The organism is Marinobacter panjinensis (assembly GCF_005298175.1).
GTDB classification, from domain to species: Bacteria; Pseudomonadota; Gammaproteobacteria; order Pseudomonadales; family Oleiphilaceae; genus Marinobacter; species Marinobacter panjinensis.
The window spans coordinates 97,715-124,686 of record NZ_SZYH01000002.1 but is presented as its reverse complement, the minus strand read 5'-3'; the positions used below and the strand labels follow the sequence as shown (position 1 = coordinate 124,686).

General features: G+C 58.0%; 25 protein-coding genes and 1 tRNA gene. 7 read left to right on the top strand and 19 right to left on the bottom strand.

Features of this window, described 5'->3' with window-relative positions:
* The first annotated feature begins 19 nt into the window (after window positions 1–19).
* Together fabB and fnr are read left to right on the top strand one after the other, a co-directional pair.
* Window positions 20–1,228 (top strand): beta-ketoacyl-ACP synthase I, encoded by a 1,209-nt coding sequence (gene fabB / locus FDP08_RS16875; RefSeq protein WP_137437466.1) that lies wholly within the window; start codon window positions 20–22, stop codon window positions 1,226–1,228.
* A gap of 166 nt (window positions 1,229–1,394) precedes the next feature.
* Window positions 1,395–2,141, top strand: coding sequence for a fumarate/nitrate reduction transcriptional regulator Fnr (fnr, locus tag FDP08_RS16870; protein WP_137437465.1), 747 nt, complete (start codon window positions 1,395–1,397; stop codon window positions 2,139–2,141).
* A gap of 35 nt (window positions 2,142–2,176) precedes the next feature.
* On the opposite strand, the gene FDP08_RS16865 is transcribed toward fnr, so the two are convergent.
* Window positions 2,177–3,055, bottom strand: a complete 879-nt coding sequence (locus tag FDP08_RS16865; RefSeq protein ID WP_137437464.1) for a sugar nucleotide-binding protein — start codon at window positions 3,053–3,055, stop codon at window positions 2,177–2,179.
* 204 nt (window positions 3,056–3,259) lie between these two features.
* On the opposite strand from FDP08_RS16865, the gene FDP08_RS16860 reads away from it, so the two are divergent.
* Entirely contained in the window at window positions 3,260–3,619 is a 360-nt protein-coding gene (locus FDP08_RS16860) for a hypothetical protein (protein WP_137437463.1), read from the top strand.
* 1 nt (window position 3,620) lies between these two features.
* Here the strand turns inward: FDP08_RS16860 and alr are convergent, their stop codons facing one another.
* The 8 genes from alr to rnr all read right to left on the bottom strand — a co-directional run bounded on the left by alr (window position 3,621) and on the right by rnr (window position 11,854).
* Window positions 3,621–4,718, bottom strand: coding sequence for an alanine racemase (gene alr / locus FDP08_RS16855; protein ID WP_137437462.1), 1,098 nt, complete (start codon window positions 4,716–4,718; stop codon window positions 3,621–3,623).
* Complete coding sequence (gene dnaB / locus FDP08_RS16850; RefSeq protein WP_137437461.1) at window positions 4,718–6,115, bottom strand: replicative DNA helicase; 1,398 nt, start codon at window positions 6,113–6,115, stop codon at window positions 4,718–4,720. Before dnaB ends, alr begins: the two co-directional genes overlap by 1 nt.
* Before the next feature lie 148 nt (window positions 6,116–6,263).
* Window positions 6,264–6,710, bottom strand: a complete 447-nt coding sequence (gene rplI, locus FDP08_RS16845) for a 50S ribosomal protein L9 (RefSeq protein ID WP_137437460.1) — start codon at window positions 6,708–6,710, stop codon at window positions 6,264–6,266.
* Between the two features lie 20 nt (window positions 6,711–6,730).
* Window positions 6,731–7,597, bottom strand: a complete 867-nt coding sequence (locus FDP08_RS16840; RefSeq protein WP_137437459.1) for a hypothetical protein — start codon at window positions 7,595–7,597, stop codon at window positions 6,731–6,733.
* Window positions 7,598–7,624: 27 nt separating this feature from the next.
* The gene (gene rpsR / locus FDP08_RS16835) at window positions 7,625–7,855 is read right to left on the bottom strand and encodes a 30S ribosomal protein S18 (RefSeq protein ID WP_114613426.1); all 231 of its coding nucleotides are present in this window, start codon (window positions 7,853–7,855) and stop codon (window positions 7,625–7,627) included.
* Between the two features lie 29 nt (window positions 7,856–7,884).
* Window positions 7,885–8,301 carry a 30S ribosomal protein S6 gene (gene rpsF, locus FDP08_RS16830; protein ID WP_135955260.1) on the bottom strand — a complete coding sequence of 139 codons (417 nt, stop codon included), beginning with the start codon at window positions 8,299–8,301 and terminating at the stop codon, window positions 7,885–7,887.
* A 181-nt stretch (window positions 8,302–8,482) separates the two neighbouring features.
* Window positions 8,483–9,220 (bottom strand): 23S rRNA (guanosine(2251)-2'-O)-methyltransferase RlmB, encoded by a 738-nt coding sequence (gene rlmB / locus FDP08_RS16825; RefSeq protein ID WP_137437458.1) that lies wholly within the window; start codon window positions 9,218–9,220, stop codon window positions 8,483–8,485.
* 3 nt (window positions 9,221–9,223) lie between these two features.
* Window positions 9,224–11,854, bottom strand: a complete 2,631-nt coding sequence (gene rnr, locus FDP08_RS16820; protein WP_137437457.1) for a ribonuclease R — start codon at window positions 11,852–11,854, stop codon at window positions 9,224–9,226.
* Between the two features lie 272 nt (window positions 11,855–12,126).
* Here rnr and FDP08_RS16815 point away from each other — a divergent pair.
* Window positions 12,127–12,213: transfer RNA gene (locus FDP08_RS16815), tRNA-Leu, on the top strand.
* Window positions 12,214–12,350: 137 nt separating this feature from the next.
* Here FDP08_RS16815 and FDP08_RS16810 read toward each other — a convergent pair.
* The 4 genes from FDP08_RS16810 to mpl form a co-directional block, all read right to left on the bottom strand.
* Complete coding sequence (locus tag FDP08_RS16810) at window positions 12,351–14,204, bottom strand: hypothetical protein (protein WP_137437456.1); 1,854 nt, start codon at window positions 14,202–14,204, stop codon at window positions 12,351–12,353.
* A gap of 153 nt (window positions 14,205–14,357) precedes the next feature.
* Complete coding sequence (locus tag FDP08_RS16805) at window positions 14,358–15,503, bottom strand: acyl-CoA dehydrogenase family protein (protein ID WP_137437455.1); 1,146 nt, start codon at window positions 15,501–15,503, stop codon at window positions 14,358–14,360.
* Window positions 15,504–15,612: 109 nt separating this feature from the next.
* Window positions 15,613–16,260, bottom strand: a complete 648-nt coding sequence (locus FDP08_RS16800) for a flavin prenyltransferase UbiX (protein ID WP_137437454.1) — start codon at window positions 16,258–16,260, stop codon at window positions 15,613–15,615.
* The gene (gene mpl, locus FDP08_RS16795) at window positions 16,257–17,666 is read right to left on the bottom strand and encodes a UDP-N-acetylmuramate:L-alanyl-gamma-D-glutamyl-meso-diaminopimelate ligase (protein WP_137437453.1); all 1,410 of its coding nucleotides are present in this window, start codon (window positions 17,664–17,666) and stop codon (window positions 16,257–16,259) included. The genes FDP08_RS16800 and mpl overlap by 4 nt, the downstream gene beginning before the upstream one ends.
* 154 nt (window positions 17,667–17,820) lie before the next feature.
* Here mpl and FDP08_RS16790 point away from each other — a divergent pair, with 154 nt between their 5' ends.
* Window positions 17,821–19,083: a 6-phosphofructokinase gene (locus FDP08_RS16790; protein WP_137437452.1), complete on the top strand. Its 1,263-nt coding sequence runs from the start codon at window positions 17,821–17,823 to the stop codon at window positions 19,081–19,083.
* A 63-nt stretch (window positions 19,084–19,146) separates the two neighbouring features.
* On the opposite strand, the gene FDP08_RS16785 is transcribed toward FDP08_RS16790, so the two are convergent.
* Both FDP08_RS16785 and FDP08_RS16780 read right to left on the bottom strand, forming a co-directional pair.
* Entirely contained in the window at window positions 19,147–19,398 is a 252-nt protein-coding gene (locus tag FDP08_RS16785) for a GrxA family glutaredoxin (RefSeq protein ID WP_137437451.1), read from the bottom strand.
* Between the two features lie 127 nt (window positions 19,399–19,525).
* Window positions 19,526–21,652 carry a methyl-accepting chemotaxis protein gene (locus FDP08_RS16780; RefSeq protein ID WP_137437450.1) on the bottom strand — a complete coding sequence of 709 codons (2,127 nt, stop codon included), beginning with the start codon at window positions 21,650–21,652 and terminating at the stop codon, window positions 19,526–19,528.
* A 33-nt stretch (window positions 21,653–21,685) separates the two neighbouring features.
* Here FDP08_RS16780 and FDP08_RS16775 point away from each other — a divergent pair, with 33 nt between their 5' ends.
* Complete coding sequence (locus FDP08_RS16775; RefSeq protein WP_137437449.1) at window positions 21,686–22,126, top strand: YqaA family protein; 441 nt, start codon at window positions 21,686–21,688, stop codon at window positions 22,124–22,126.
* Here FDP08_RS16775 and FDP08_RS16770 read toward each other — a convergent pair.
* Window positions 22,069–23,511, bottom strand: a complete 1,443-nt coding sequence (locus FDP08_RS16770) for an ABC1 kinase family protein (protein WP_137437448.1) — start codon at window positions 23,509–23,511, stop codon at window positions 22,069–22,071. The genes FDP08_RS16775 and FDP08_RS16770 overlap by 58 nt on opposite strands.
* 257 nt (window positions 23,512–23,768) lie before the next feature.
* Here FDP08_RS16770 and FDP08_RS16765 point away from each other — a divergent pair, with 257 nt between their 5' ends.
* Window positions 23,769–24,851, top strand: a complete 1,083-nt coding sequence (locus FDP08_RS16765) for a GGDEF domain-containing protein (RefSeq protein ID WP_137437447.1) — start codon at window positions 23,769–23,771, stop codon at window positions 24,849–24,851.
* Here FDP08_RS16765 and lipB read toward each other — a convergent pair.
* The 3 genes from lipB to FDP08_RS16750 are packed head-to-tail and all read right to left on the bottom strand — an operon-like array spanning window position 24,848 to window position 26,949.
* A complete protein-coding gene (gene lipB / locus FDP08_RS16760) occupies window positions 24,848–25,480 on the bottom strand; it encodes a lipoyl(octanoyl) transferase LipB (RefSeq protein ID WP_137437446.1) in 633 nt (210 codons plus the stop codon). The two genes, FDP08_RS16765 and lipB, sit on opposite strands and share 4 nt — an antisense overlap.
* Before the next feature lie 4 nt (window positions 25,481–25,484).
* Entirely contained in the window at window positions 25,485–25,754 is a 270-nt protein-coding gene (locus FDP08_RS16755) for an HP0495 family protein (protein WP_137437445.1), read from the bottom strand.
* A 28-nt stretch (window positions 25,755–25,782) separates the two neighbouring features.
* Window positions 25,783–26,949 (bottom strand): D-alanyl-D-alanine carboxypeptidase family protein, encoded by a 1,167-nt coding sequence (locus FDP08_RS16750; RefSeq protein ID WP_137437444.1) that lies wholly within the window; start codon window positions 26,947–26,949, stop codon window positions 25,783–25,785.
* Between the last annotated feature and the right edge of the window lie 23 nt (window positions 26,950–26,972).

Here is a 26,972-nt window from a genome sequence, read left to right as displayed (position 1 = left end):
CCTTTTAAAGGAGGAAGGTATGAGACGGGTTGTAATCACTGGCATGGGCATTGTTTCCTGCCTGGGCAACTCCACCGAAGCGGTGCTGGAAAGCCTAAAAACCGGTAAATCCGGTATCCGCTTCAACGAGACCTATCGGGACATGGGCTTCCGCAGCCAGATTGCGGGGTCGATCGATGTGGACACCACGGTCATCGACCGCAAGACCCGACGGTTCATGGGTCAGTCCGCAATGTACAGCTTCCTCGCCATGGAACAGGCCATCGCCTCCTCCGGGCTGACAGACGACATGGTGTCCAATGACCGCACCGGGTTGATTGCCGGATCCGGCGGCGCGTCCAGTGCCAGCCAGGTGGAAGCGGTGGATATCATGCGTGAGAAAGGCGTGAAGCGTATCGGGCCCTATATGGTGCCCAGGATCATGACCAGCACGGTATCAGCCTGCCTGGCCACGGCTTTCAAGATTCGCGGCGTGAACTATTCCATGTCGTCAGCCTGTGCCACCAGTGCCCACTGTATCGGCCATGCCGCTGAACAGATCCAGGCCGGCAAACAGGACATTGTGTTTGCCGGTGGCGGGGAGGAAGAGGACTGGAGCCTGACCATGCTCTTCGACGCCATGGGGGCCCTGTCCACCAAGTACAACGACGCGCCGGATACTGCCTCCAGGCCGTTCGACAGCGGCCGTGACGGCTTCGTGATCGCCGGTGGCGGTGGCATGGTTGTGGTGGAAGAACTGGAACATGCCCGCAAACGCGGGGCAACCATCATTGCCGAACTGGTGGGTTACGGTGCTACATCCGACGGCCACGATATGGTGGCTCCATCCGGTGAAGGCGCCATGCGTTGCATGCAGCAGGCACTGTCAACGGTGGAAGGTCCGGTAGACTATATCAATGCACATGGCACCAGTACGCCCGTAGGCGATGTGGCCGAAATGAAAGCGGTCCGCAGTGTCTTCGGCGACAAAATACCGCAGATATCCTCTACCAAGTCCCTCTCGGGACATTCATTGGGTGCTTCCGGTGTGCATGAAGCGATCTATTCCCTGATTATGTTGCAGAACGGGTTCATCGCGGGCACCAAAAACCTGCAGCATCTGGATGAAACCATTGCCGGCATGCCAGTGGTAGGACCGGATTCCACCGAAGCCGAGCTTGGCACTGTTATGTCCAACAGCTTTGGGTTCGGCGGCACTAATGCGTCCCTTGTGTTTCGGAAGGTCTGAAGCACCTCCCGCCGGCTCAGAAACTGTCAAAGGATTCTGAGCCGGCCAAGCATATACCCAAACAATATATGCTTAAAAAAATCAAGGATATTAGTCATTGGCAAAACCGACCGTTCGTACTAGAGTACGGTTTTGACATGAATCAATAATGGATGGTTCATCTACCATGGTCCAAGCTATCAGACTCCACCAGGTTTCCCCGCTCAAGGCATCCTGTCACCAGTGCAGCCTGAGCAACCTGTGCCTTCCCCTGGCAGTGGAAGAAAATGACCTTGACCGGCTCGAAGACATTGTCCAGCAAGGCCGGATTTTCAACCGTGGCGAGCATATCTTTGACCAGAGCACACCGTTCCGGTCCTGCTTTGCGGTCAAGAGCGGGGCCGTCAAGACGTCCATTATCAGTGAGAATGGCGAGGAGCAGGTAACGGGGTTCTTCATGCCCGGCGAACTGGTGGGCCTGGACAGCATGGGCAGCAAGAACTACGCCTGCACCGCCAGGGCCCTGGAGCGCACCAGTGTCTGCGAGTTCCCGATCGAGAAGCTGGAAGAGCTCACCAGTAGCCTGCCGGATCTCCAGCACCACATGTATCACCTGATGAGCCAGGAAATTCAGGGCAGCCATCAGTTAGCCATGTTACTGAGCAAGAATACGGCAGAGGAGCGGATTGCGGCACTGCTGCTGTCGTTGTCCAGCCGGTTCCAGCGCCGCCGCATGTCCGGCACCAACTTCAGCCTGCCCATGGCACGCAACGACATTGCCAATTTCCTGGGCCTGGCGGTAGAAACCGTCAGCCGGGTGTTCACCCGTTTCCAGAATCAGGGCATTATCAGCGCCCGGGGGCGGGAGGTAGAGCTGCTGGATGTGGAAGCACTGCAGACAGTCACCCGGGAATTTTCGCGTCAGAACACCTGATGACGCTGCCTGCCTTGACCACGAACCGGCTGCCGTCAGCTCGCCGGTTCGTCAATCAGTTCCCTGTCCCCATTCAGCGAAAGTAATTCCAGCTCTTCCGCCAGCCCGGAACGCCAGGGCAGCTGTTTGACGCCAAAAGTATTGCGGATCTTGGTGCAGATCATCGTGGTATTGGCGGGCTCGAGAGCGGCCCAGGCCGGCATCTCATCCACCACCCGCAATCCATCGGGAATACCACTCAGCCCGGTGATGGCCAGGCCCAGCTCATAGAGCGAGATATCCTCTGCACCGGCATACTGGTAGGTTCCCCATACCTCGGCACCACAATCTATCTGCTGAATAATTGCGGTCATCACCCGGGAAAGATCGCTTACGGTCACCGGTTGACCATGGCACTTGCCAGGCAGCTTGATGACATCAGAGCGCGCCGCCACGGACTGCACCTTGCGGATAAAACGCCCCAGGCTCCAGCCCGTTCGCAGGATAATATGGCGGGGCAAAAGCGTTCGTACTGCCTGCTCGCATTCCCACTGCCAATTACCCAGCTCATTGCTGGGCTGGCCAGGGTTGGAAGCGATATAGGCGCTTTGCTTGCGGCCATCGAACACGTAACAGGTCGACAGCTGCAGCAGGGCCATGTTCCGGTCGCGGGCATACTCCGCCAACGCAACAGGCAGCGAAAAGGATACCTTATGGGCAGCCTCTGGATCCTGTTCGGCAATTTCCGGGTTGGCCAGCCATAACGCGTTCACAATCAGGTCAGTATCCTGGGGAATCCAGCCGTCCAGTGCTGTGAGATCCGCCGTTTCCAGCTCACTGATCAGCAACGGACTGACGTGAAGCGACGTTTTTCTCAAGCGCTCCAGCAAAACCCGCCCCAACGGGCCATAATCATGAACAACAAGAACGTGCACGGGCGCTCATTGCCTCCGGTTTCGGTCGACTGTCTTTATCCATACTGTAATCGTTCAAGCCGACGGTTGGAACGCATACCCGGGATATCACTGATATGACGGGTACCTGATACCGTTCAAGCCAATGGCACCTGTGCCCCAACCCATAGAATGCTTATCGGAGAACCGAGCATACCTTACGAGCATACAACAACAGGATCCCATATGCTGAAACAACAAAGCCATATCGTCGCGCCCATACCGGATGAGCTGCGCACCCGCGCCCTTTACACTGTCAGCGAACTCCGCGAACGGGGCAAAGCCGACAAGGAAGCCATCGACAAGCTGTTTGAACTGATTGTCGAGCTGACCGATAACGGTCTGGACTTTTTCTTCCTGGAACCCCTGCGTCGGCTGAATGCCAGCAGCATGCTGATGGGCATGGCCAGGATGGGCATCAGCAGCATGCTCAAAGGCAGCAAGATGGTGGTTCACAAGGTACTGAAAAAACTGGATGACCGCAGCCTGGCGGCCATTCTCGATTTCATTGAGGAAATCATCCACGAGCCGGAAGCTGCTTCCTGATTTACACTGGCCCATCGCCGGAACTGTCATACAGCCTGGGCACCCGGGCTGTAATACCTGTAAGTAGCTCGTAGCCGATGGTACCGGCGTGTTGCGCCACCTCATCGACACTCACATGCCGCCCCCACAGCTCGACGGTATCTCCTGGACGGGCGGCCGGAGAGTTGGTCAGATCTACCGCCAGCATGTCCATGGACACCCGACCGATCAGACGTATCCGGCTACCAGCCACCCAGGCCGGCGTATCCGTGCCGGCATGGCGCGGGTAACCATCACCGTAGCCAATCCCGACAATTCCCATCCTTGTTTCCTGTTCCGCTGCCCAGGAGCAGCCATAACCCACGGATTCCCCGGGCTGGAGCGTTCGAACCGCCGTCAACTCGGCTTCCAGCGTCATCACCGCTTCAAGGCCCAGTTCCGGGCCGGTTTTTCCAAGCGTCGGAGAAGCGCCATACAGCATTATGCCGGGGCGACTCCAGTCAAACAGTGGTTGGCCGGGAAGAAAGTGGGCTGCGGAGTTGCCGGCACTTTTTTCCAGCGCTGGCCAGTCAACCACGGCCTCGGCAAAGACCCGGGTCTGCTTGTCGGTGAAACCACTGGAAATGTCATCCGCGCAGGCATAGTGGGTGACGAAGCCTATAACCTGCTCCCCTGCCCCGTGGTCCTTCAAGCGGGCCATCACCTGCGCCAGAGCGGCAGATGCAAACCCCAGGCGGTTCATTCCGGTATTCACTTTGAGCCAGAATTTTGGCGTGGCCGGTGCCTGCTCCAGCCAGTCCAGCTGGTAGTCGCTGTGCACCACCATTTCGAAACCTTCACGGGCGCTGGTGGCGACATCCTCGAAACTGTGCGGGCCCTGCAGCAATACCACCGGGTGATCAACACCCGCCTCCCGGATAGCCAGAGCCTCTTCAATGCTGGCAACGGCAAACTTCGGAGCCACATCCGCCAGCGCCCGTGCCACTTCACGTATGCCATGGCCGTAGCCATCAGCCTTGATGACCGCCATCGCCCGGGCCGGGCTGGCCAGCCTGCAGGCAAGGCGATAGTTATGGCGAAGTGCCCCGGTATCAATGCGGGCAACGGTCTTCCGAGGCATCAATAATCCCCGCCGTAATCGCCGTGGGCCAGGTCTTCGAATTTGGTGTACTTGCCAATAAAGGCCAGGCGGACGGTGCCAATGGGGCCGTTCCGCTGCTTGCCGATAATGATCTCGGCGATGCCCTTGTCGGACGTGTCTTCGTTGTAGACTTCGTCGCGGTATACGAACATGATCACGTCCGCATCCTGCTCGATGGCACCGGATTCCCGCAGGTCCGAGTTCACCGGGCGCTTGTTGGGCCGCTGCTCCAGGCTGCGGTTGAGCTGGGAAAGCGCTACCACCGGGCAACTGAGCTCTTTGGCGATGCCTTTAAGGGACCGGGAAATTTCGGAAATCTCGGCGGTACGGCCCTCGGTGTTACCCGGCACCCGCATCAACTGAAGGTAATCCACCATGATCAGGCCAAGCTGGCCGTTGTTCTCACGGGCAATACGGCGGGCGCGAGAGCGCATCTCCGTCGGGCTCAGGCCAGGGGTATCATCAATGTAAAGCGGCTTGTCCTTCAACAGGCTGACGGCCGAGGTAAGCCTGGGCCAGTCATCCTCTTCCAGCTTGCCACTGCGGATCCGGCTCTGGTCGATCCGTCCCAGGGACGACAGCATACGCATCACCAATGCATCTGCGGGCATCTCCATGCTGAACACCAGAATCGGCGTGCTGGTGCTGATCAGCGCGTTCTCGACGATGTTCATGGCAAAGGTGGTCTTACCCATGGAGGGTCGCCCTGCCACAATCAACAGGTCGGACGGCTGCATACCGGATGTCCACTCGTCCAGATCCTTGAACCCGGTGGTCAGGCCGGTTGTGGTTTCGCCGGATTCAAACAGCTCCTCGATACGGCTGAGAGCCTTGGTGAGAATCGGATTGATGGTCTGCGGGCCGGTGCCTTCCTTAACCCGGGATTCAGCAATCTGGAAGACATTGCGCTCGGCTTCGTCCAGTATCTCGTTGCTGTTTCGCCCCAGGGGATTGAAGGCCGAATCCGAGATCTGCCCGGATACCTGCACCAGCTGCCGCAGTATTGAACGCTCGCGCACAATCTCGGCGTAGGCGCGGATGTTGGCGGCGCCCGGGGTTTTTTCTGCCAGTTCTGCCAGGTAGGAAAGCCCGCCAGCGTCTTCAATATCGCCTGCACGCTCGAGGAATTCCGTCAGCGTAACCACATCCAGCGGTTCGCTCTCACTGGCAAGGCGTTCTGCAGCGCCGAAGATAAGCCGGTGGTCCTGGCGATAGAAATCGACCGCGGAAATCATTTCCGAGACCTCATCAAATCGGCGGTTGTCCAGCATCAGGCCACCGAGAACCGCCTGTTCGGCCTCGACAGAATGAGGCGGAACCTTGATACGGCTGGTTTCGGGATCGCTGTTTACCGGTTTGAAATTCGGGTTGGCCATGGGAACTTCTTCGTCTAGCTAGGGCAAGGACAAATCATACACCACAAAGCAACAAGCCCGGAATCCAACTGAACGGATTCCGGGCTTGTATGGCTGCCGCCGGGTCGAAACCCGGCGTTACCGCCTGACGTGCAATTTACTCGGCTGCTTACTCTGCAACAACCGCCAGGTTAATCGCAACGGTCACGTCGGAGTGCAGCTGAAGCTCAATTTCGTACTCGCCGACCACACGGAGTGGACCTTCCGGCAGACGAACTTCGCTTTTCTCGACTTCGGTGCCAGTGGCGGTAATCGCATCAGCGATGTCACGCACACCGATAGAACCGAACAGCTTGCCTTCTTCACCAGCCTTGGAGGTGATGGTGACGGAGGCGCCTTCCAGCTTCTCGCCACGAGCCTGGGCTTCGGCCAGCTTCTCGGCGGCAGCTTTTTCAAGCTCTGCACGACGCTCTTCGAACGCCTTCAGGTTGTCGGCAGTTGCCGGAACAGCCTTGCCATACGGCAGTAGAAAATTACGACCGTAACCGGCCTTTACTTTGACCTTGTCACCCAGTGAACCAAGGTTTGCTACTTTTTCGAGCAGAATAACTTCCATCTCGTTAACCTCTTCGTGCTTTATTCAGCCGGGCCGGAGGGTTTTATTCGCCTCCGGATGTCCAGCCAGCTATCCACAAAAGCCAGAACTACTAACAGAATCATCAGGCTGGGACCAAGCAGTACCAGTGCCAGATAGAATATTATCAGCCACTGACCACTCAGATTTTTACGACCAACAATGCCATGAACCAGGGCCAGCCCCGCCAGAAACAGCGGCAAACCTCCGGCCCAACCCAGCAGCATGGAGTTCAGCCCGAGGACGGGCCCTGCCACCATGGTAATCACACAGATAACCGCGATTGCCGGTGACAGCCGGAGCGAGTGGAACTCGGCCCGGAATCCGCCAGGGTTATACAACCCTGCCTGCCAGGATCTTGCCAACATGGTCATGCCCACACCGGTAACCAGGTAAGTGCCTGCCATGCTTGCGTTCATGGTCTGCCGAATGACTGTTTCCAGTCTGTCGCCAAGACTGCTGGCGACTTCAGCGTTGTACTCTTCGTAAAACCTGACCCCGGTCTGCACCAGATCATTTAACAGATCCGGATACAGCAGGGGCAGCATCATGCCTGTCACAATACCCAGGAAACTGCCTGCCAGAAGCGCTTTCTCCCAGGACAGGGTTGTTCGCAGTATGGATGCAATCAACATCACCTGAAGCAATACCGCCAGTGCTGTCGGGTCCTGCCCGAACCAGCTCCAGCCGAGTGCCGGAAGCAATGCCCAGAGGCCGATATTAAGCCCCTGGCTGATACCCAGCCTGAGAATTACCAGGCCGATAACCGCTGCACCAATCCAGAACAACAGGGGTATCGCAGTGGTAACTGCCGCAACCCCGCCTGCCTGCAGAGGACCGCGCATTACAAACTGTGCCAGTGCACGCATGGTCCCGGGTCCTGTTTATTCTGTTACTTAGTTATCGTGGCTGTCCGAATACGGCAGCAGTGCCAGGTAGCGGGCACGCTTGATAGCGGTAGCCAGCTGACGCTGATAGCGTGCCTTGGTGCCGGTGATACGGCTGGGCACGATTTTGCCGGTTTCAGTAACATAACCTTTCAGGGTGTCCAGATCCTTGTAATCGATCTCTTTAACACCTTCTGCCGTGAAGCGGCAGAACTTACGACGTCTGAAAAAACGAGCCATAACTTAACTCCTCAACTCCGGTGATGGTTTTACTCTTCTTCGTCCTGGGTTTCAGCCTGCTGACGTGGCTCGTCAGATTCAGCTGAACGACGCGGACGATCATCGCCGCCACGACGGTCTTCACGGGACTCGGAAGCTTTCATCGGGGACAGGTCCGTATCGGCACCATCGCGGCGCAGGATCATGTCGCGGATGATGGCATCGTTGAAACGGAAGTTGTGAGTCAGCTCGTCCATCGCTGCCTGTGAACATTCAACGTTCATCAGTACGTAGTGAGCCTTGTGAATCTTGTTGATCGGGTAAGCCAGGTGACGACGGCCCCAATCTTCCAGGCGATGTACCTTGCCGCCATCTTCATTGATGACGCCGGTATAACGCTCGATCATCGCGGGCACCTGCTCGCTCTGATCCGGGTGTACCATAAATACGATTTCGTAGTGACGCATGAGTTCTCCCTACGGTTTAAACAGCCCCCAGCAAACGCACAGAAACAGACTGAGCCAATGCAAGAAGCAAGGAGGTGGCAGCCACAGCCGCCGGCTTCTTGATGCCTACTACCCTGACTTCAGGCAATAAGACACCGCCCCCTGGAAAAGGGGGTCACGTATTCTAGGCGCGTGGAGGGTACTATGCAAGCCGCTGACGCAAAGCTTCGTAAAGGCAAACACCGGTGGCAACAGAAACATTCAGGCTGCCCACGTGGCCGAGCATCGGGATATTAATCAGCAGATCGCAATGCTCGCGTGTCAGCCTGCGCATACCCTTGCCCTCGGCACCCATCACCAGAGCCACGGGACCGGTAAAGTCAGCCTGGTATACGGTGCTTTCCGCTTCTCCCGCGGTGCCGATAAGCCAGACGCCGTTATCCTGGATGGCCCGCATGAATCGTGCAAGATTGGTTACGCGCACCAGCGGTACGGTTTCAGCAGCCCCGCAGGCCACTTTGCGCACTGTGGGCGACAACGAGGCAGACTTGTCCTTCGGTACCACAACCGCCTGAATACCAACGGCATCGGCAGTACGTAGGCAGGCTCCCAGGTTGTGGGGATCAGTGACACCATCAAGGATAAGCAGGAACGGCGGTTTATCGGAGCCGGCCAGCATGGCAAGCAAGTCGTCCTCGCTCCATTCACGGCTTTCAGACACCGCCGCCACGACCCCCTGGTGAACCCCGGAGACCCGCTGATCCAGCTCCTTACGATGCACAACCTGCCAGCGCACCCCGAGCTCGTTCAGGGCATCGGTTACGGTTTTGACCCGGCGATCCTCCCGCCCGGTCTGAATCCACACCTGTTGCAGGCGCTCAGGCTCTCGCTTGAGCACCGCCTCAACCGCATGCCAGCCAAAAATAAACTCTTCAGACACAGCTTATTTTCCTGACTTGCGGGGTTTACGTTTCTTGTCAGCGCCGTCGGTTTTGCCAGCAGGCTTCTTGCCCTTGCCCTTACCCAACGCCAGCTTGGCGGCTTCAGCCACCAGCTTGTCACGGGCTGACAACTCGCCATCGTCTTCGTAGGTCGGCGCCACCTGCTCGGGCCGCCCCTGCTTGCCGGCCGTGGGTGACCCGGAACCTTTCCTGCGGCGTGGTTTTTCACCCGCATCGCCGGCTTTCTCGCGCCCGGCTTTCCCGCCGGAGCCTTTCCCGCGGTCGCCCCTCGTGGAGCGGCCAGGGGCGGATTTGCCGCCCTTGCCCCGGCCTTTGCCTTTGTCCTTCGGCTCTCGCTTGGTAATTTCCAGCGCGTCCCGGTCGGCCTGCCTATGCTGGGGTTCACTCACCAGTTCCAGATCAATCTTGCGGTCTTCCATGCCCACACGCACCACCTTCACCCGGACATCGTCGCCCAGGCGGAAGCTCATGGCCGTGCGCTCGCCAATCAGGCGATGCTTGGCAGAGTCGTGATGGAAGTAATCGCCACTGAGCGTGGATACGTGCACCAGGCCTTCGATATAGACCCCGGACAGCTCCACGAAGAAGCCGAACGGCACGACTGCGGCGATAACACCTTCGTACTCCTCGCCCACATGGTCCTTCAGGTACTCACACTTGAGCCAGGCCATCACATCCCGGGTGGCATCGTCAGCACGGCGCTCGGTCATTGAGCAGTGCTCACCCAACTGATACATCCGGGCCATGTCATAAGGGTATTCCGCCAGCTCCGGGTCCTTTTTCGGCGGCACCACAACATCCTTGCTGCCTTCCTCACTGTGCACGATGGACTTGATGCCCCGATGCACAATCAGGTCCGGATACCGGCGAATCGGCGAGGTGAAATGGGCATAGCTGGTAAAGCCGAGACCAAAGTGGCCACCCTCATCCGGGCTGTAAACTGCCTGACTGAGAGAGCGCAGCATCACGGTCTGGATCACATTGGCATCGGAGCGGTCAGCAATGCTGGACAAAAGCTCCCGGTAATCAGCCGACGTTGGCTTGTCGCCGCCACCCAGCTGCAGACCCAGCTCACTCAGGAACAGCCGCACCGCATTAAGCCGTTCTTCTGAAGGGCCGTCGTGCACACGATACAGCGAAGGCACCTTGTGCTTCTTGAGGAATCGCGCTGTTGCCACGTTGGCAGCCAGCATGCATTCCTCGACAATCTTGTGGGCGTCGTTACGCTGGACCGGAACGATTTCCTCGATCTTGCGGTCCGCATCGAACACAACCTTGGTTTCCGTGGTTTCGAAATCGATGGCACCCCGCTCGGTTCGGGCCTTGCGCAGCAACTTATAGAGGTTGTAGAGGTTGTGCAGGTGCGGCAGCACGTGGGCGTACTGCTCCGAAAGCCTGTAGCCCGGTTCGGAATCCGGCCGCTCCAGCATGTCGCTGACCTTGTTGTAGGTCAGCCGCGCATGGCTGTGCATCACCGCCTGGTAGAAGGTATAACCACTGACGGCACCTGCCGCGCTGATGGTCATGTCCGCCACCATGCACAACCGATCCACGCCCGGGTTCAGCGAACACAGGCCATTGGACAGCTTTTCCGGGAGCATGGGCACGACGTGATCCGGGAAATACACGGAGTTGCCGCGGTTGATCGCCTCTTCATCCAGCGGCGTGTCGGGGCGCACGTAGTGGGACACATCCGCGATCGCCACCAGCAAGCGGTAGCCTCCGCGTGGACGTGGCTCACAGTAGATGGCGTCATCAAAATCCCGCGCGGTTTCATCATCAATGGTCACCAGGCGCAGGTTGCGGATATCCACCCGGTTCTGCTTATCCTTCTCAGTGACCTCCTCGGGGATCTCCGCCGCCTGCTCACCCACCGCCGGCGGCCAGCTATGGGGGATATCGTAGGAGCGGATCGCCACATCGATTTCCATGCCCGGCGCCATGTGCTCGCCAAGCACTTCCACTATCTTGCCTGTGGGCTGGGTGCGCACCGTGGGCTGACGCAGGATATCCACCACCACGTACTGGCCATGCCGCGCTTCGTTAATGTGTTCAGCGGGAATCAACACTTCGTGATTGATGCGGGCATTCTCCGGAACCACGAAGGAAATGCCGCTTTCCTGGAACAGCCGGCCAACAGTCTGATGGGTACGATATTCCAGCACCTCGACGATCACACCTTCACGACGACCCCGGTCATCAACCCGGTCCACGCGAGCAGCAACCCGATCCCCATGGAAAACCTGGCGCATCTGGCGTGCTGTCAGGAACAGGTCTGACCCACCATCATCCGGTATCAGGAACCCGAATCCGTCCTTGTGCCCCGTTACGCGGCCTGTCACCAGGTCCGCCTCTTCGATGGGCAGGTAGGCACCACGGCGGTTGCAGATCAGCTGTCCATCGCGACACATGGCGATCAGCCGGCGACGCAGGGCTTCGATGCCCTCTTCGGACTGCTGCCCGAGCTCTTCACACAGGGTTTCGTGGGTGGCCGGCGCGCCCCTCTCTTTCAGATGCTCGAGGATAAATTCCCGGCTCTGGATGGGGTTGTCGTACTTGCTGGCCTCACGCTGTGCGTGTGGGTCATTATCTGTCTTTTTACTGGAAACCATTCGTATCCCTATCTCGATTTCCTGCCTGGAAATCATGCGTTATATAATGTTTGCCGAGGAGTATAACGCTGCCAACGCCTGCGTGCCTAACCGGCCACGAAAAAACAGGCACAAAAACCGGCATTGGCCGACAAAAAATGTTTGACAGCCTTTTTCCGAATGATTAAAGTACGCGCCATCGGTTGACGGCATTGCCCGCAACCGTGGCAGAAACACCGGAAATTCAACAAGGTAAAGCTGTTGAAACCCACCGGAAAAGCTGCAAATCACCTGCCGAGGTGGTGAAATTGGTAGACACGCTAGCTTCAGGTGCTAGTGGGGGCAACCCCGTGGAGGTTCAAGTCCTCTCCTCGGCACCACTTCCTCCCTCAGGAAGTGTTACGAATCCCGAACCTTTATAAGCACATGTCGCAGACGTTGTCCGGCAGACTGGCGTTATTCGGCAAAAACAGTACTGACTCCCCGGCTTTGGCCGAGGAGCGCCCTGCCTTGCCCCCTATTCCACCAACCCTGACAGATATTCGGACAGTCGTTGATAGGTGTAATTGACCCGGGCATACGCCGCCGAAGGCATCCTCTCGAACTCCCTTCCACAGACCCTGCTGCCACCGCGCCGGTTCAGGTAGGCAGTGCCGATCAGGTTGGGCTGCTCTTCCACGAATTCGTTTGACGTTTCGAAGGGGTAATAGAACGCCCAGTCAAAACCCTCGATATTGTTGACCCCAGTGGTGGAAGCCATGGCTGGATCCAGGAAGCCGAACCGGAGGGGGCGCAGGCGATCATTGCGATTGTCGAATTCCAGCGCCAGTGGGCTGAACCCGTCTGGCTGCGGAATACTTCCGGATACGGTGTAGGGTTGCTGGGCGGAAACCAGGAGCGCCGCGTCTGCATCGTCCGGATCAATAGCCGCATCGCAGGACTCTACATCACCAGAAAGCGTCATGATTTCTTCTTCAGTTTCGTCCACCGTGCGGGTAAAACCGAAGAAAGCGTCAGTGCCAAACTGATAGTCGGGTTCCAGCACTTCGGTTTTGTCTCCTGACGTTGCAATGAGCTCCTGGACCTGTGTATTCGCCATAGTCCACTCATAGCTGATCGCCGCAACGCCACCCAATGCCGATGATGACGCAAGCCCCGGATGACAGCCAGTGGTGGTTTCAAACGTCGCCCGGCGATTCTCCCAGTCGAATACCAGCCGCTCGTCCGGACCTTCATCCTCGTAGAAACCGGCACTTTCCTGAGACAGGGATATGCCCGGCATCCACTGTGTGCCGGTGTTCGCAATCTTGCCGCCGGCGTTGATCAGGCGGGCCATTTCCCTCAACGATGGCATCATGCAGCCGTGGGCCGTAATGGACGTAACCCGGCCATCCTCGGAGTAATCGAACACCAGTTCCGCGGACACGCCGAGATTGGACATGGAAGCAGGCAGTTCGCTGCCCTCGCCCCGCGCCAGAACCGTCTGTCGCTCCAGAATCACCGGATCCTCCAGTTCAATGGGCACCTCCGGCAACGCCAGCCCGTCGACATCCACATTTTCGTAGTTGCCCTGGGAGGCAGCTTCGTCCACTACCTTCACCACATCCAGCGCATTACGAACAAACGAGACACCCAGAAGGAATGCCGCGTCCTTGCTCAGAAAACGCTCGCGTCCGTCGCCGCCACGCAGCAGGCTGGCGTAGTCGTCCGGAAACTGGCTGGCCATAAAGCGGGCAAAGGCACGGGCATAGGCATGGGCCCGGTGATCTCCGGATTTCACGTAGTCACTGAGCAGATTCACATTCCCCAGTGCATCCGCCAGATCATTGGTGGTGGCCGTCAGATCCTGCACACCAATGACCCGGCGCTGGCGCACCAGCGTACTGAGGGGTGTGACATCACGAACCCCCGGAGGTGCGCTGAGCATGTAGGCGTCTTCCAGCACCACATCCCCCATGCGGGTTTGTTCAAGCGTCTGGCCCGGGAGAATGACAGCAAACAGCGGGAAATCCCGGGGGTCGATGTCCGGGGACACCGATGGATCCTGCACCAGCCCGGTGGTGTCGAGGGTGAACTTGCCGTCTTCACCCGTCATGGCGGTGGGCTCACCATTGGGCAGGGTAATTTCGGTGCCGGCACTGTTCTTGATGGTCATCGGCCCCGGGGTGTACTGGCTGTCGCCATCCATATCCAGCCACACCCGTGCATGACGCAGGTAGCCGTCTATAACCCTGCCAGTATAGGGCCTGGGCTCGCTGTAGTCCTGAGCGTCAAAATCGCGGCCATCCACCGGTGATTCGTCAGATTCCTCGCCGCATCCGGCCAGGGCAAGTGTAAACAGGGCAACTGAAATGGGGAGCAGGCGTTTCATTGCGGCAACCATTATCCTTGTTAGAGGTTGTGCCGCTACTTTAGGGGATGTTGCCGGGGTGAACCTTGATAGGTTTGGCAATTTGTAAACTTTGGTAACGAAAGCGCGCCGGCGGAGAGATTCCGGCGGCGCGCCGTCACTTCAGGCCAGGCTTTAAAACGAGCGTGCAACGATTTCCTTCATGATTTCGTTGGTACCGGCATAAATGCGCTGAACCCGGCTATCGGCCCAGGCACGGGCTATGGGGTACTCCCACATATAGCCATAGCCGCCATGAAGCTGGACGCACTCGTCCATGACTTTGCACTGCAGGTCGGTGGTGTGCTGTTTCAGCATCGCTGCTGTGGGAATATCCAGCTTTTTCTCCAGGTGCAGCTCCAAGCAGCGGTCACAGAACACCCGGGCTGCGGTAATTTCCGCTTTCATCTCCGCCATCTTGAAGCGGGTATTCTGGAACGCAATTACCGGTTTACCGAACGCTTTGCGCTCCTTGACGTAGTCCAGCGTCCACTGCCAGGCCGCCTCTGCTGCAGCCACGGCGGTCAAACCAACCTGCAGTCGCTCAGCCGGCAATTCCGCCATCAACTGGAAGAAGCCCTGGCCTTCCATGGAGCCCAGCAGTTTATCCGCCGGCACCTGGACGTCCTGGAAGAACAGCTCGGAGGTATCCTGGGCCTTCATGCCCACCTTGTTAAGGTTCTGGCCTTTCTCGAAGCCTTCCCAGGCGCTTTCCACCAGCAGCAGGCTGGTACCCTTGGCGCCTTCTTTGGGATCGGTCTTGGCCACGACAATGACCAGGTCCGCCAACTGGCCATTGGTGATGAAGGTTTTGGAACCGTTAAGCACGTAGTGATCGCCGGCCGCGTTCTTTACCGCCGTGGTTTTCACACCCTGGAGGTCGGAACCGGCACCGGGCTCGGTCATGGCGATGGCGCCGATCATCTCCCCGGTGGCCAGTTTTGGCAGGTAATACTGCTTCTGTTCTTCCGAACCGTAATTGAGGATATAAGGGGCGACGATATCGGAGTGCAGGGTCCAGCCGATGCCGGACAACCCGGCCCTGGACACCTCTTCCATGATAACCGCGCTGTAGCGAAAATCCGCCCCTACGCCACCATACTCTTCCGGCATGGTCGGGCAGAGAAAGCCCAACTCGCCGGCCTTGGTCCAGAGTTCCCGGCTGACCTGGCCGTCCTTTTCCCATTGTTCGTGATAGGGCGCCGCTTCCTGCTGCAGGAACTTGCGGACGGAATCCCGGAAACCTTCAAGGTCGGCATCGAAGAGTGTGCGTGGAATCATGGTGAACCTCGGTGAATGACTGTCTTGTGGTTGTCGTTCACCAAGTCTCGGGGGAGCGGCGTTTTCGCTCAATGATGAAAAGCATCAATCGGGCTGACCAAAACCATCGTCAATCGGGCTGTTTTGATTTGAGTCGTTCCTCACCCCAGCGTGGCATCAGATCCTGGGGCAGGCCCAGGTGGTCCAGCAGGCGGGCAACGATAAAGTCCACCAGGTCACTGACAGATTGCGGCTGATGATAAAACCCGGGGCTGGCCGGCATGATAACCGCACCCATGCGGGTCAGACGCAGCATGTTATCCAGGTGCACCTCGGAATAAGGCGCTTCCCGGGGCACCAGGATCAGTTGTCGGCGCTCTTTCAGGGCCACATCCCCGGCACGCTCAATGAGATTGTTGCTGGCGCCGGTGGCCAGTGCAGACAATGTGCCAGTGCTGCAGGGGCAAATCACCAGTGGGGCTTTCTCGCCTGAGCCGGATGCCGGCGGAGAAAACCAGTCCTCCCGCCCGAATACCAGCACCTGCCCCGGCCTGGCGCCCGCATAGCTGGTCAGCACCTCCTGCATGGCCGGCGTATTACCCGGCAGTTTCAGGTCGGTTTCGGTGGCAATCACCACCTGGGCGGCCTTGCTGACCATCACATGCACCCGGCAATCCGCTGCCACCAGGCATTGCAGCAGGCGAAGGCCGTACTGGGCGCCGGAAGCACCGGTAAAAGCCAGATTGATCACCCGCGGGTTGTCTGGTGCTGCTGTCATGCTGATGTTCCCTGACCGGTTTTACCTTCAAGTTCCGCAATCAGCTTCTGATGAATACCACCAAAACCGCCATTACTCATGATGACAATATGGCAGGGGCCGGAGACCTGTTCCAGAACCCTGCCAATCAGCGCTTCCACGGTTGACTCCACACAGTGACGCTCCGGCGCCTCCGCTGTGGCGTTATGGCCCTCAATCAACGCTGGCAACCAGTCCATCTGATTCAGGTTGGCCCAGATTACCCGGTCTGCCGCTGCGGCGCTGGGCAGCAGTGTCTGCTGGTGCACCCCTTGCTGCATGGTATTGGAGCGCGGTTCGATCAGGGCGAGGATGGTCTCCTCCCCCACTTTGTTGCGCAACCCTTCGAGGGTGGTGGTGATGGCTGTGGGATGATGGGCGAAATCGTCGTATATGTGGACTCCATCAATATCTGCCAGCAACTCCATCCGCCGTTTGACTCCGGAAAACCGGCACAATGCTGCCACGGCATGGTCCGGCGTTACCCCTACATGGCGGGCAGCGGCGATAGCTGCCAGGGCGTTACGAACGTTGTGCAGCCCCGTCTGCGACCAATTCACTGTCGCGACGGGCTGTTCGTGGTGAACCACCATGAACCGGCTGCCATCCTCGGCCAGCAACTCCGCCCGCCAGTCGGCCATATAGGGCACCTCACTGCCGACTGACGTGGCCTGAATGCTGGTCCAGCAGCCCATTTCCAGCGCCCTGTCGAGATGGGCATCCAGCGCTGGGCGCACGATCAGACCGCGGGAGGGCACAGTTCTGACCAGATGATGGAACTGGCGCTCAATGGCCTCCACGTTCTCGAAAATGTCGGCGTGGTCGAACTCCAGATTGTTGAGAATCAGGGTGTGAGGTCGGTAGTGAACAAACTTGGAACGCTTGTCGAAGAAGGCGCTGTCGTATTCATCCGCCTCGATCACGAAGAAATCGCTGTTACCCAGCCGGGCGGAGACCGGGAAGTCGTTGGGCACGCCGCCCACCAGGTAGCCAGCCTCGAAACCTGCCTGTTCCAGTATCCACAGCAACATGGCGGTTGTGGTGGTTTTGCCATGGGTACCCGCTACCGCCAATACCCAGCGATGACGCAACACTTCCCGCGCCAGCCATTCGGGGCCGGACATGTAGTCGATATTCTGGTTCAGGACCGCTTCCACTTCCGGATTGCCCCGGGACATGGCGTTGCCAATGAGCACCAGATCAGGTTCGGGTTTCAGGTTGTCGGGACGGTAACCCTCCATCAATCCGATGCCCTGGGCTTCCAACTGGGTGCTCATGGGCGGATACACGCCCTGATCGGAGCCGGTTACAATATGCCCCAGCTCTCTGGCCAGCACGGCCAGGCTGCCCATGAAGGTGCCACAGATTCCCAGGATATGAATATGCATTCGGTTGTCGACCTCTTGGATGAAACCTGCAAAGCGTCCCGTATAGAATGCGGGTCGTCAAGCGTTCGTTACGACCTTTGATGTCATGAAAAAAACCAGCGATTGGCGTATCATCTGCCGCATTCGATGAAACTGCAGGAGGCACTAGCCGGAAATGGCCATCAGAAACGCATTTTATGCCCAGTCAGGCGGTGTAACCGCCGTTATTAACGCCAGCGCCTGCGGGCTCATCCAGACCGCGCGCAAGCACCCGGACCAGATCGGCAAGGTCTACGCCGGGCGCAACGGTATCATCGGCGCCCTGAAAGAGGAGCTGATCGATACCAGCCTGGAAAGTGATGATGATATCCAGGCACTGATCCATACGCCAGGCGGTGCGTTCGGGTCCTGTCGCCACAAGCTGAAGAACTTTTCTGAAAACAGGCGCGAATACGAGCGTTTGATCGAAGTGTTCCGGGCCCACGACATCGGCTATTTCTTCTACAACGGTGGCGGCGATTCCCAGGATACCGCCTACAAGGTATCGCAGCTTGCCGAGAAGATGGGCTACCCGATTACCTGCATCGGCGTTCCCAAAACGGTGGACAATGATCTGCCCTTTACCGATTGCTGCCCCGGCTTCGGTTCGGTGGCCAAGTACATTGCCACATCCACCCTGGAAGCGAGCCTGGACATCCGCTCAATGTGCGAATCCTCCACCAAAGTGTTCATCCTGGAAGTGATGGGGCGCCATGCTGGCTGGATTGCCGCGTCTGGTGGCCTTGCCGGCAAAGGTGAAGGCGAACCGCCCCACGTCATTCTGTTCCCGGAAGTACCTTTTGAGCGGGAACGGTTCCTGGAGCGGGTGGATTTCTGCGTCAGGGAATATGGTTACTGTGTCGTGGTCGCTTCAGAAGGCGCCCAATATGAAGACGGCCGCTTCCTGGCCGACGCCGGCGCCAAGGATGCCTTCGGCCATACCCAGCTCGGAGGCGTAGCGCCGACCCTCGCCAATATGGTGCGCCAGGCGCTGGGTTACAAATACCACTGGGCGGTTGCGGATTACCTGCAGCGCAGCGCCCGCCATATTGCCTCGGCCACGGATGTCGAGCAGGCCTACGCAGTCGGCAAGGTGGCCGTGGAAATGGCCCTGGCCGGCAAGCAGGCACTGATGCCGACGATTGTGCGCGAGCAGTCACGGCCCTATCGCTGGCACATCGGCGAAGCCCCCCTGGCCGACGTTGCCAACCAGGAAAAGAAAATGCCGATCCACTATATTACCGATGATGGCTACGGCATCACCCAGGATTGCCGCGACTATCTCGAGCCTCTGATTTACGGCGAGAGTTTCCCGCCGTTTGACGACGGTTTGCCGCGGGTGGCGAAGCTGAAGAACCAATTGGTTGAAAAGAAGCTGAAGGCCGATTTCCAGATCTGATTGGCCCGCAGACAAAAAAGGCGCCCCGGTTACCCCCGGGGCGCCTTTTTTTTGGGTCACTGTTCAACTGGCCGTGGTACCGACCCGCTCCAGAAACCGGGAAAAATCGTCAAACCCGCCAACATGAACCTGGCCCACGAAAATCTGCGGTACCGTGTGAACCGGCTTGCCAATAGTTTTCGACAGATCCTCTTTGCTGATCCCCTCCTCGACGATGTCGACGTAGCGACAGGGGAGATCATTGATTTCGCAAAGCTGCCTTGCGCGCGTACAGAAACCACAGGAAGCACGGCCAAAAATAGTGACTTGCTCCATAATTCAACTCCTGATCCGGAAAATAGGCGGGCTTTCACAGCCTCGAACAAACGGCATTATGATCGCACGTTTGCTGAAAAATAAAATTGATGGGCTGAATGGTATCGATAGTAACAGACGATACAGGTCAGGTTTTAAGGCGACTCAGCTCGGAATCCAGCGCCCGCACCTGTTCATCCAGCGAGCGCCCGCTTCCACTCACTCTTTGCGCGAGGGCTCGCAGATCGTTAGCGGCGTCGCCAATACGGGTCAGGTTTTGATTGATTTCCTCACTGACAGAGCTCTGTTCCTCCGCCGCGGTAGCCACGTGGGTAACGTGCTCAACAATGGTGGCAATACGCTCTACTACCGAAGCCAGGGAATGGTCTGCCTCACGGGTTCCTTCAACGGCCCGGGTAGCCCGGTCAACACCACTCCGGATAACGGTGACGGCACCACTCACATCACTTTGCAGGCCATCAATCATCTGGCTGATCTCGTCGGTCGACTCCCGGGTGCGGGACGCGAGGGTTCTTACCTCATCCGCCACCACGGCGAAACCGCGGCCCTGTTCTCCTGCCCGCGCTGCCTCTATGGCCGCATTCAGGGCTAACAGGTTGGTCTGTTCGGCAATACCGCGGATAACCTCGATAATCCGGTTAATTTCCTCACTACGGGTGGCAACATGGCTGATAGCCGTACTCGCCTCGTCCATATCGCCGGCAAGTGCGCTGACACCCTCCAGGGCTGATGTCAGCGTGTCCTGGGTAAAGCGCACGCCGTCCTGGGCCATTTGCGCATTTTCTGCCGCTTCACCGGCGAATCCGGCCACTTCGCCGGCAGCCGCGGACATCTCGTTCATGGCAGCAACAACACTCTCGATATCCTGATGCTGACGCTCGGTCTGGTCATCGGTTTCCCCGGCAATCACGCCCACATCCGCCGCCTGCTGGCTAACCTTGCCGTTGACCTCTTTCAGATCGTTGATCATTTCCCGGAGCCGGCCAAGGAAGGTATTAAACCCACCGGCAAGCTCGATCAACTCCGCATGGGTTTCAATATCCAGCTCGCGGGTCAGATCCCCCTCTGCACTGGCCAGGTTTTTCATACGGTCGCGGATCTCATTGAGCGGTTTGGTAACCGAGCGCACCAGTACCACCAGAACCACAATTGCAAGGATCGATACCAGCACACCCACCATGGTCTGTCGCCCGGCCGTGGTGCTCACCTCACTGGACAGCAGCCCGGTAATCTCGGCCACATCCGCCAGTGCAGTTTCCCGGGGCAGTTCGATCAGCAGCGACCATTCGGTATCCGGCAGGTCGATCTCGATAGGGTAGGACACGGCCAGCGTCTCCCCGTCATCGTAGGTGCCATCACCACGATGCAGAGCGGTGTATTGGTCTGCCTGTTGTGGCAGTGCTTCCGAGAGTGGCCGGCCCAGGTAATCATCGTAGTGACTGGACGCAGCGATCAGGCCCTTGTTGCTGAGCAGAGTGACCCGCGATTCACCGTCGTAGAGCTCACGACTGACGTTCTGGACGGTTTGCTGCAACGTGGACAGGTTGATATCAACCCCTGTCACACCGGCGAACTCGTCGTCTTTGAGAATGGGCATCACCAGGCTGGTCATCAGCTCGGAATAGCCCTCTTCGATTTCATATTCGTAGGGCTCCATGATGCAGGGCTTTCTGGCATCCCTGGAGCACAGGTACCATTCCGCCTCGCGAATCCCGAACTCGTTGCGAGTCTCCAGGTACTTTATCGCCGGATCTTCCGTGCGACTGAACGTCACATCCCCTTCCGGCGCGCGATAGTAATAGATCTCCAGGGTGCCTTCGTCACTGCTGTGCTCTTCCACACCACCGGTAAAATAGCGGTCCTGGCCATCATAGGCATCGGGCTCGAACTGGGCGTAGATTGAGCTGAGGCTGTCCTGCTCTTCCAGAATAGCCCCGATGGTTTCCTGAAGGTCAATACGGCTGATTCGCCCGGAGCTGTCGGCCTGGATGTTCCGGCTGATCACATTGCGAACCACTTCCGGCGTCCGGTAGGCTGTCGCAAACATGCCGCTGACCAGCTCTCCATACTTGCCGGCCGTTGCACTCAGCCGCTCGACGGCCATACTCTGAACCGTTTCACGGGTTTCGGAGGTGATTCTTTGCTCCATTTGTCCCAGGGACAGCTGCGCCGTCACCACGATACTGATGCCCATAACCAGCAGAAGGGAAATCACAAGGGCGTAGAGCTTGAAGCGAAGTGACAGCTTTCTCATTGGTACAACAACCTGTCTTGGTGAGGAGAAATATTGGCCTATCTTACCCTTTTCATGACCGCCCTCGCTGCCGCAACACTGTTGCCGGCGTACTCGGAAATACTGCTTGGCGGCATGGTCACACAAGGTTATTCGCTCTGGTGGATCTGGTTCTGGGCCACCGCCGGCAATACCCTGGGTTCAGTCGTCAATGGGGTTATCGGCCGGCAGGTGGATCGCTTTAAGCACAAGCGCTGGTTTCCGGTGACGGAAAACCAGCTTGAGAAAGCTCGCACCCAGTTCAACCGTTACGGGCAGTGGTCACTGCTTATGGGCTGGTTGCCTATCGGCGGCGACGCGCTGACTCTCGTGGGAGGCATCATGCGCGTGCCCTGGCTCAATTTCGTGGTGCTGGTGGGCATTGGCAAGGGAATCCGCTATGCCTTGGTGATATGGCTGGTACTGGAGGCATCCGGTGTCCCCGGGTCACCGTAGAGGTAGTCCCGCAGCAGATCCTCACCATTGAACTCGGCATTGAGCACCGCAATGAAGGTATAGACACCAATCAGCTTACGATTGAGAAAGACAAATTCCTTTGGCGGAACCTTGAAGTAACGGCTGATGGCGGACCGTGCCGCCTGACGGGCAACCCGGGACGGCAGGTCGCTCTGTTTCCAGCGATATTCGCCCTTGTCGTTTACGGCGTAATCCGGCCAACTGCTCCTGTCCCGTGACAGGGGTTCCAGCACCGACATGCAGACGGCACCAAACTTTTCCAACACGTCTGCTGGCCAGTCCACGCTCATGAAACGGAGCTTCACACCACCATCAATGACGGCCTCCAGGTCACCCTCGTAGGAGGCCCGGATCATCTGGATAACCGGGTCGAGAAACTTTGCCGAATAGGACTGAACCGCACCGAAATCCAGCAATACGATCTGGTCATGCTGGCTGTCGGCACCATTCTCGCCGGCAATGCGGATGCGATAGTTGCCAAAGTTGGGGTCGGTCTGGATTTCACCCCAGACGAACAGTTCCCTGAAGAACAACTCCAGCGCCGCCCTGCCAAGTTCACTGCGGCGCTCCAGAGACAGCTCCCTGACTGCCACAGAACTGACCGAATGGCCCTGCTCGTAGGTGGAGGCGATAACGTGAGCCGTGCAGTATTCGTCCAGGACCCGGGGCACCACAAAGCGCGGATCGTCCAGCAGCATCTGACGGAATTTCTCCGTGGTGCGGGCCTCAAGGCGATAATCGACCTCCCGGTGCATCATGTCCCGCACTTCTTCCAGCCAGTCATCAAATTCCGGGCCAAACGACACCAGGCGTGCCACCTTGAGCAGCTGGGCTACCGAGTTCAGATCACTGTCTACAGCCTCATCAACGCCAGGGTACTGAACCTTGAGCACCAGCTCGAGCCCGTCACTGCGCCGCCGGGCACGGTGAACCTGGCCAAGGGAGGCAGCGCCGATCGGGTCAGGATCTACCTCCAGTTCCGCCAGCCGGTCAGCACCCAGCTCGTCTTTCAGTACACGCTCAATGGCGGACCACTCCAGCCAGGTGGTCTGGTCTTCCAGGGTATGCAGCGCTTCGGTCACTTCCTCTGGCAGGAAGTGCTCGCCGTACAGAGCCATTACCTGTCCGATCTTGACCACACTGCCTTTCAGCTTACCGAGCTCGTCCACCAGAAATTCGGCCTGGCTGGACAGCATCTTGCGATGTCTGGCATCCCGTTTGTCCTTGCTGCCAAACCAGTTGGTGGCCATATGGGACGCCATGCGTGTACCGGCAAACAGCCCGGCCCTTGTGAGGGTAAGCCGGCGCTCAAAGCTTCCGGTCTTGATACGTGCAACGGAGTTGTTCCTGGATCTGGATGCCATCAAAAACCTGCCCGGTTCAGTAAGTGTTGGCGCTATAGGCCATCACAACCATTATACGGATACCTCTACGCTCAAACCTAACCGATGCGCCATCAAACCCATGGCCGTGAGGCCAATGTAAACGCCCTGCCTCCTGTTTACTCATGGAGTCTGGAAACGGTTTACGTTTTTACACAGATCCTGCCTTTAAAGGCGTTTAGTATTGAGCGCAGGCCCTGAAGCCCTCGCTCATAACCAAAAACAACAAGACCATCATAATGACACAAACGACCAGCAGAACATCAGACACCCAGCTGTCGCAGTTCCGGGTTAAGGGCGAAATCCCGGTTCCCATGCTGATCGGCTGGCTGACACTGGCTGCCATCCCTATCCTTCTGTTGTTTGCCTGGCGCTCGCTGGATCGCGGTTTGGCAGGCTCTGCCACCATTCTCATCGTTTTTGCGGCCCTGCTCAGCATCAACGGTATTGTCTATCTTGCCAGCCATAACAGTACCCTTCAGCGCCGTGGCTTCATTACTGTTATCACGGTGCTGTTTACCTACCTGGCTGTCAACGCGATAGAGGACGGCTCCGCCATTATATGGCTGTTTGCCTATCCGCCGATCATCTTTTACATCAGTGAGGCAAGAGTCGGCGTGATTGCCTGCGCGGGAGGCCTGACAGCAGTAGCGCTTCTGTTCAGCCCGTTGGGAGACATGGCGTTCAATTCTCCCTACAGCACCAGCTTTCGCCTGACCATGCTGGCTGTTCTGGGCTTCGAAATGTCCACCTGCTATGTGCTGGATCAGAGCCGGCGTCGGAGCAAACTGGGGCTACTCAAACTGGCAGCGGAATTCGAGTATGCGGCAAAACACGATGCACTGACCGGGCTGGCGAACAGGCGCGAGGCCCATGAGCAACTGGAGGCCGAATATCAGCGCTATCTTCGCAACGGGCGCCCGTTTTCAGTCCTGCTGATGGACATCGATCTGTTCAAGTCCGTAAACGACAAATATGGTCATCATGTGGGCGATCAAACCATCATCATGGTCGCCCGTACGCTGCAGGAACAATGCAGGAAGGTGGATACACTCTCACGCTGGGGTGGCGAGGAATACCTCGTGCTCTTGGCGGAAACGGATACCGCTGAAGCCGTCCAGACGGCCCATCGAATACGCCAGACGATTGCGTCAACACCGGTGAATGCCGATGGCCAGAGCATCAACACCACGATCAGTATTGGCGTGGCAACCATCCAGGGATCGGAGTCCGTTGACCGCCTGCTGCAACGGGCCGACGAGGCGCTGTATCGCGCCAAGACCCTGGGCCGCGATCAGGTGTGTGATTCCGGGGGGCACTAAGGAATACGGCGAATTCTGCCGTGGCCCAGACTGGCGGCAAGTTCGCCAGACAGAATGGTTGTGATATCGCTGATGTCCACGCCCGGAGCAAAGTCACGGATCTGGCACATAGACATGCCCGCGTAACCACAAGGATTGATACGACGAAACGGCTCCATATCCATGGACACATTCAGCGCCAGACCGTGGAAGGAGCATCCCCGCTTCACTCGCAGGCCAAGAGAGGCAATCTTGGCCCCATCAACGTAAACACCCGGAGCATCAGGCCGCGGTGAGGCGGAAATCCCGAACGTGGCGAGGGTCTGGACAATCGACCGCTCGATCACATCCACCAGCGCACGCACGCCGAGCTTGTGCCTGGTCAGGTCAATCATCAGGTAAACCACCAGTTGCCCGGGCCCGTGATAAGTTACCTGCCCGCCCCGGTCTACCTGAACGACCGGTATGTCGCCCGGTGCAAGAATATGCTCGGCCTTTCCTGCCTGGCCCTGGGTGTACACCGGTGGGTGCTCCAACAGCCAGATTTCATCCGGCGTTGAAGCATCCCTGTCGGCGGTAAAGGCTTTCATCGCCTCCCAGGTTTCCAGATAAGGCTGTTCTCCCAGTGTACGAACAATCAATTCGTCCATCTGGTCACAGCACCATATGGACCCGGCCACTGGCCTTGAGCTCTTCAAACAGGGCTTTGAGCTGCGGCTCACCCGTGGCGACGATGGTCAGGTTGACCGAGGAAAAGCGCCCCCCGCTGCTGTCTCTGACAAACACATCCTTTTCGGAAAGTCCTGGTGCGTGCTGCTCGACGACTTCCACCACAAACTCCACAAAGTCCGGAGCGGAATCCCCGATGACCTTGATCACATAGTCACAGGGGAACTCGATTTTGGGTGCCTTCGGCTCATTCATCGCGGATCTCTCCCAGGCGCACCGGCCATTAGTCGAACAATTGCATAAAGAATAACTTGATGGCGTCCCATATGCGCTTGAAGAATCCACCTTCGGGCACATCACTGAGGGCAAGTACCGGCTGGTCAACCAACACTTCGTCGTCCAGCTTCACCGTCACCCGTCCCAGCTCGTCCCCTTTGGACACAGGCGCCTTGATCACGGAATCCATTTCTACCGTGGACTCCAGGGAATCACGGGAGCCCCGCGGAATGGTCACGTGAACGTCCTTCATGAGACCCACCGACAGGCTGTCACTCTCACCACCCCAGACCTTTGCTTCTAGCAGCTCCTGGCCATTACGGAACAGACGCTCTGTCTGGTAATAACGGAAGCCATAATTGAGCATTTTCTGGACTTCCTGGGCGCGGGCGGCTGTGCTGTCGGTGCCCATAACCACCGCAATCATGCGGGTATCATTTCGCTTGGCTGACGCCACCAGACAGTATCCCGCCTCTTCTGTATGGCCGGTTTTCAGACCGTCGACACTGTCATCACGCCACAACAGGCTGTTGCGGTTAGGCTGGCGTATATTATTGAAGGTGAAGTGCTTTTGCGCGTACAGCGGATAGTTTTCCGGGTAATCATTAATGATCGCCTTGGCCAGCAGAGCGAGATCGTAGGCGGTCGAGAAATGATCCTGGGACGGTAACCCGGTGGCGTTAGCAAAACTGGACTCATTCATCCCCAGAATCTGCGCCTGCTGGTTCATGATATCAACGAAGGCATCCTCGCTACCGGCAACGAACTCCGCCAGGGCAACGGAGGCGTCGTTACCCGACTGGATAATGACGCCCTTCAGCAGATCCTCCACAGACACCTGGGTTCCCTCCTGCACAAAGGTGCGCGAACCTTCGGTGCGCCAGGCGTTGACGCTGATGGGTACCATGTCGGACATAACGATACGCCCCTCATCCAGCTCCCGCTCAACGATATAGGCGGTCATCATCTTGGTCAGGCTCGCAGGAGGCAGACGCTCATGGCTGTTTTCCTCCATGATGATCCGCCCGGACAGCGGGTCCATCAGAATGTAGGAGCTAGCACCGATCTGAGGCGGCGACGGGATCAGCACAGACTGTGCCGCAGCAGGCATTGCTGTCAGCAGGGCCAACATGAGAACAGCGGTACAGGCGCGGAATACGTTGTTTATTACCATGGGTCCATTCAATATCTAGTGGG

What these genes read in the sequence shown, in the direction of transcription:
- FDP08_RS16805 (WP_137437455.1), bottom strand. Translation starts at nt 15,503, where the DNA reads ATGATTCCACGCACACTCTTCGATGCCGACCTTGAAGGTTTCCGGGAT.
- FDP08_RS16800 (WP_137437454.1), bottom strand. Translation starts at nt 16,260, where the DNA reads ATGACAGCAGCACCAGACAACCCGCGGGTGATCAATCTGGCTTTTACC.
- alr (WP_137437462.1), bottom strand. Translation starts at nt 4,718, where the DNA reads ATGCCTCGGAAGACCGTTGCCCGCATTGATACCGGGGCACTTCGCCAT.
- fnr (WP_137437465.1), top strand. Translation starts at nt 1,395, where the DNA reads ATGGTCCAAGCTATCAGACTCCACCAGGTTTCCCCGCTCAAGGCATCC.
- rnr (WP_137437457.1), bottom strand. Translation starts at nt 11,854, where the DNA reads ATGGTTTCCAGTAAAAAGACAGATAATGACCCACACGCACAGCGTGAG.
- rpsR (WP_114613426.1), bottom strand. Translation starts at nt 7,855, where the DNA reads ATGGCTCGTTTTTTCAGACGTCGTAAGTTCTGCCGCTTCACGGCAGAA.
- FDP08_RS16840 (WP_137437459.1), bottom strand. Translation starts at nt 7,597, where the DNA reads ATGCGTGCACTGGCACAGTTTGTAATGCGCGGTCCTCTGCAGGCAGGC.
- FDP08_RS16765 (WP_137437447.1), top strand. Translation starts at nt 23,769, where the DNA reads ATGACACAAACGACCAGCAGAACATCAGACACCCAGCTGTCGCAGTTC.
- FDP08_RS16785 (WP_137437451.1), bottom strand. Translation starts at nt 19,398, where the DNA reads ATGGAGCAAGTCACTATTTTTGGCCGTGCTTCCTGTGGTTTCTGTACG.
- fabB (WP_137437466.1), top strand. Translation starts at nt 20, where the DNA reads ATGAGACGGGTTGTAATCACTGGCATGGGCATTGTTTCCTGCCTGGGC.
- lipB (WP_137437446.1), bottom strand. Translation starts at nt 25,480, where the DNA reads ATGGACGAATTGATTGTTCGTACACTGGGAGAACAGCCTTATCTGGAA.
- mpl (WP_137437453.1), bottom strand. Translation starts at nt 17,666, where the DNA reads ATGCATATTCATATCCTGGGAATCTGTGGCACCTTCATGGGCAGCCTG.
- rpsF (WP_135955260.1), bottom strand. Translation starts at nt 8,301, where the DNA reads ATGCGTCACTACGAAATCGTATTTATGGTACACCCGGATCAGAGCGAG.
- FDP08_RS16770 (WP_137437448.1), bottom strand. Translation starts at nt 23,511, where the DNA reads ATGGCATCCAGATCCAGGAACAACTCCGTTGCACGTATCAAGACCGGA.
- dnaB (WP_137437461.1), bottom strand. Translation starts at nt 6,115, where the DNA reads ATGGCCAACCCGAATTTCAAACCGGTAAACAGCGATCCCGAAACCAGC.
- FDP08_RS16750 (WP_137437444.1), bottom strand. Translation starts at nt 26,949, where the DNA reads ATGGTAATAAACAACGTATTCCGCGCCTGTACCGCTGTTCTCATGTTG.
- FDP08_RS16790 (WP_137437452.1), top strand. Translation starts at nt 17,821, where the DNA reads ATGGCCATCAGAAACGCATTTTATGCCCAGTCAGGCGGTGTAACCGCC.
- FDP08_RS16780 (WP_137437450.1), bottom strand. Translation starts at nt 21,652, where the DNA reads ATGAGAAAGCTGTCACTTCGCTTCAAGCTCTACGCCCTTGTGATTTCC.
- FDP08_RS16860 (WP_137437463.1), top strand. Translation starts at nt 3,260, where the DNA reads ATGCTGAAACAACAAAGCCATATCGTCGCGCCCATACCGGATGAGCTG.
- FDP08_RS16810 (WP_137437456.1), bottom strand. Translation starts at nt 14,204, where the DNA reads ATGAAACGCCTGCTCCCCATTTCAGTTGCCCTGTTTACACTTGCCCTG.
- rplI (WP_137437460.1), bottom strand. Translation starts at nt 6,710, where the DNA reads ATGGAAGTTATTCTGCTCGAAAAAGTAGCAAACCTTGGTTCACTGGGT.
- FDP08_RS16755 (WP_137437445.1), bottom strand. Translation starts at nt 25,754, where the DNA reads ATGAATGAGCCGAAGGCACCCAAAATCGAGTTCCCCTGTGACTATGTG.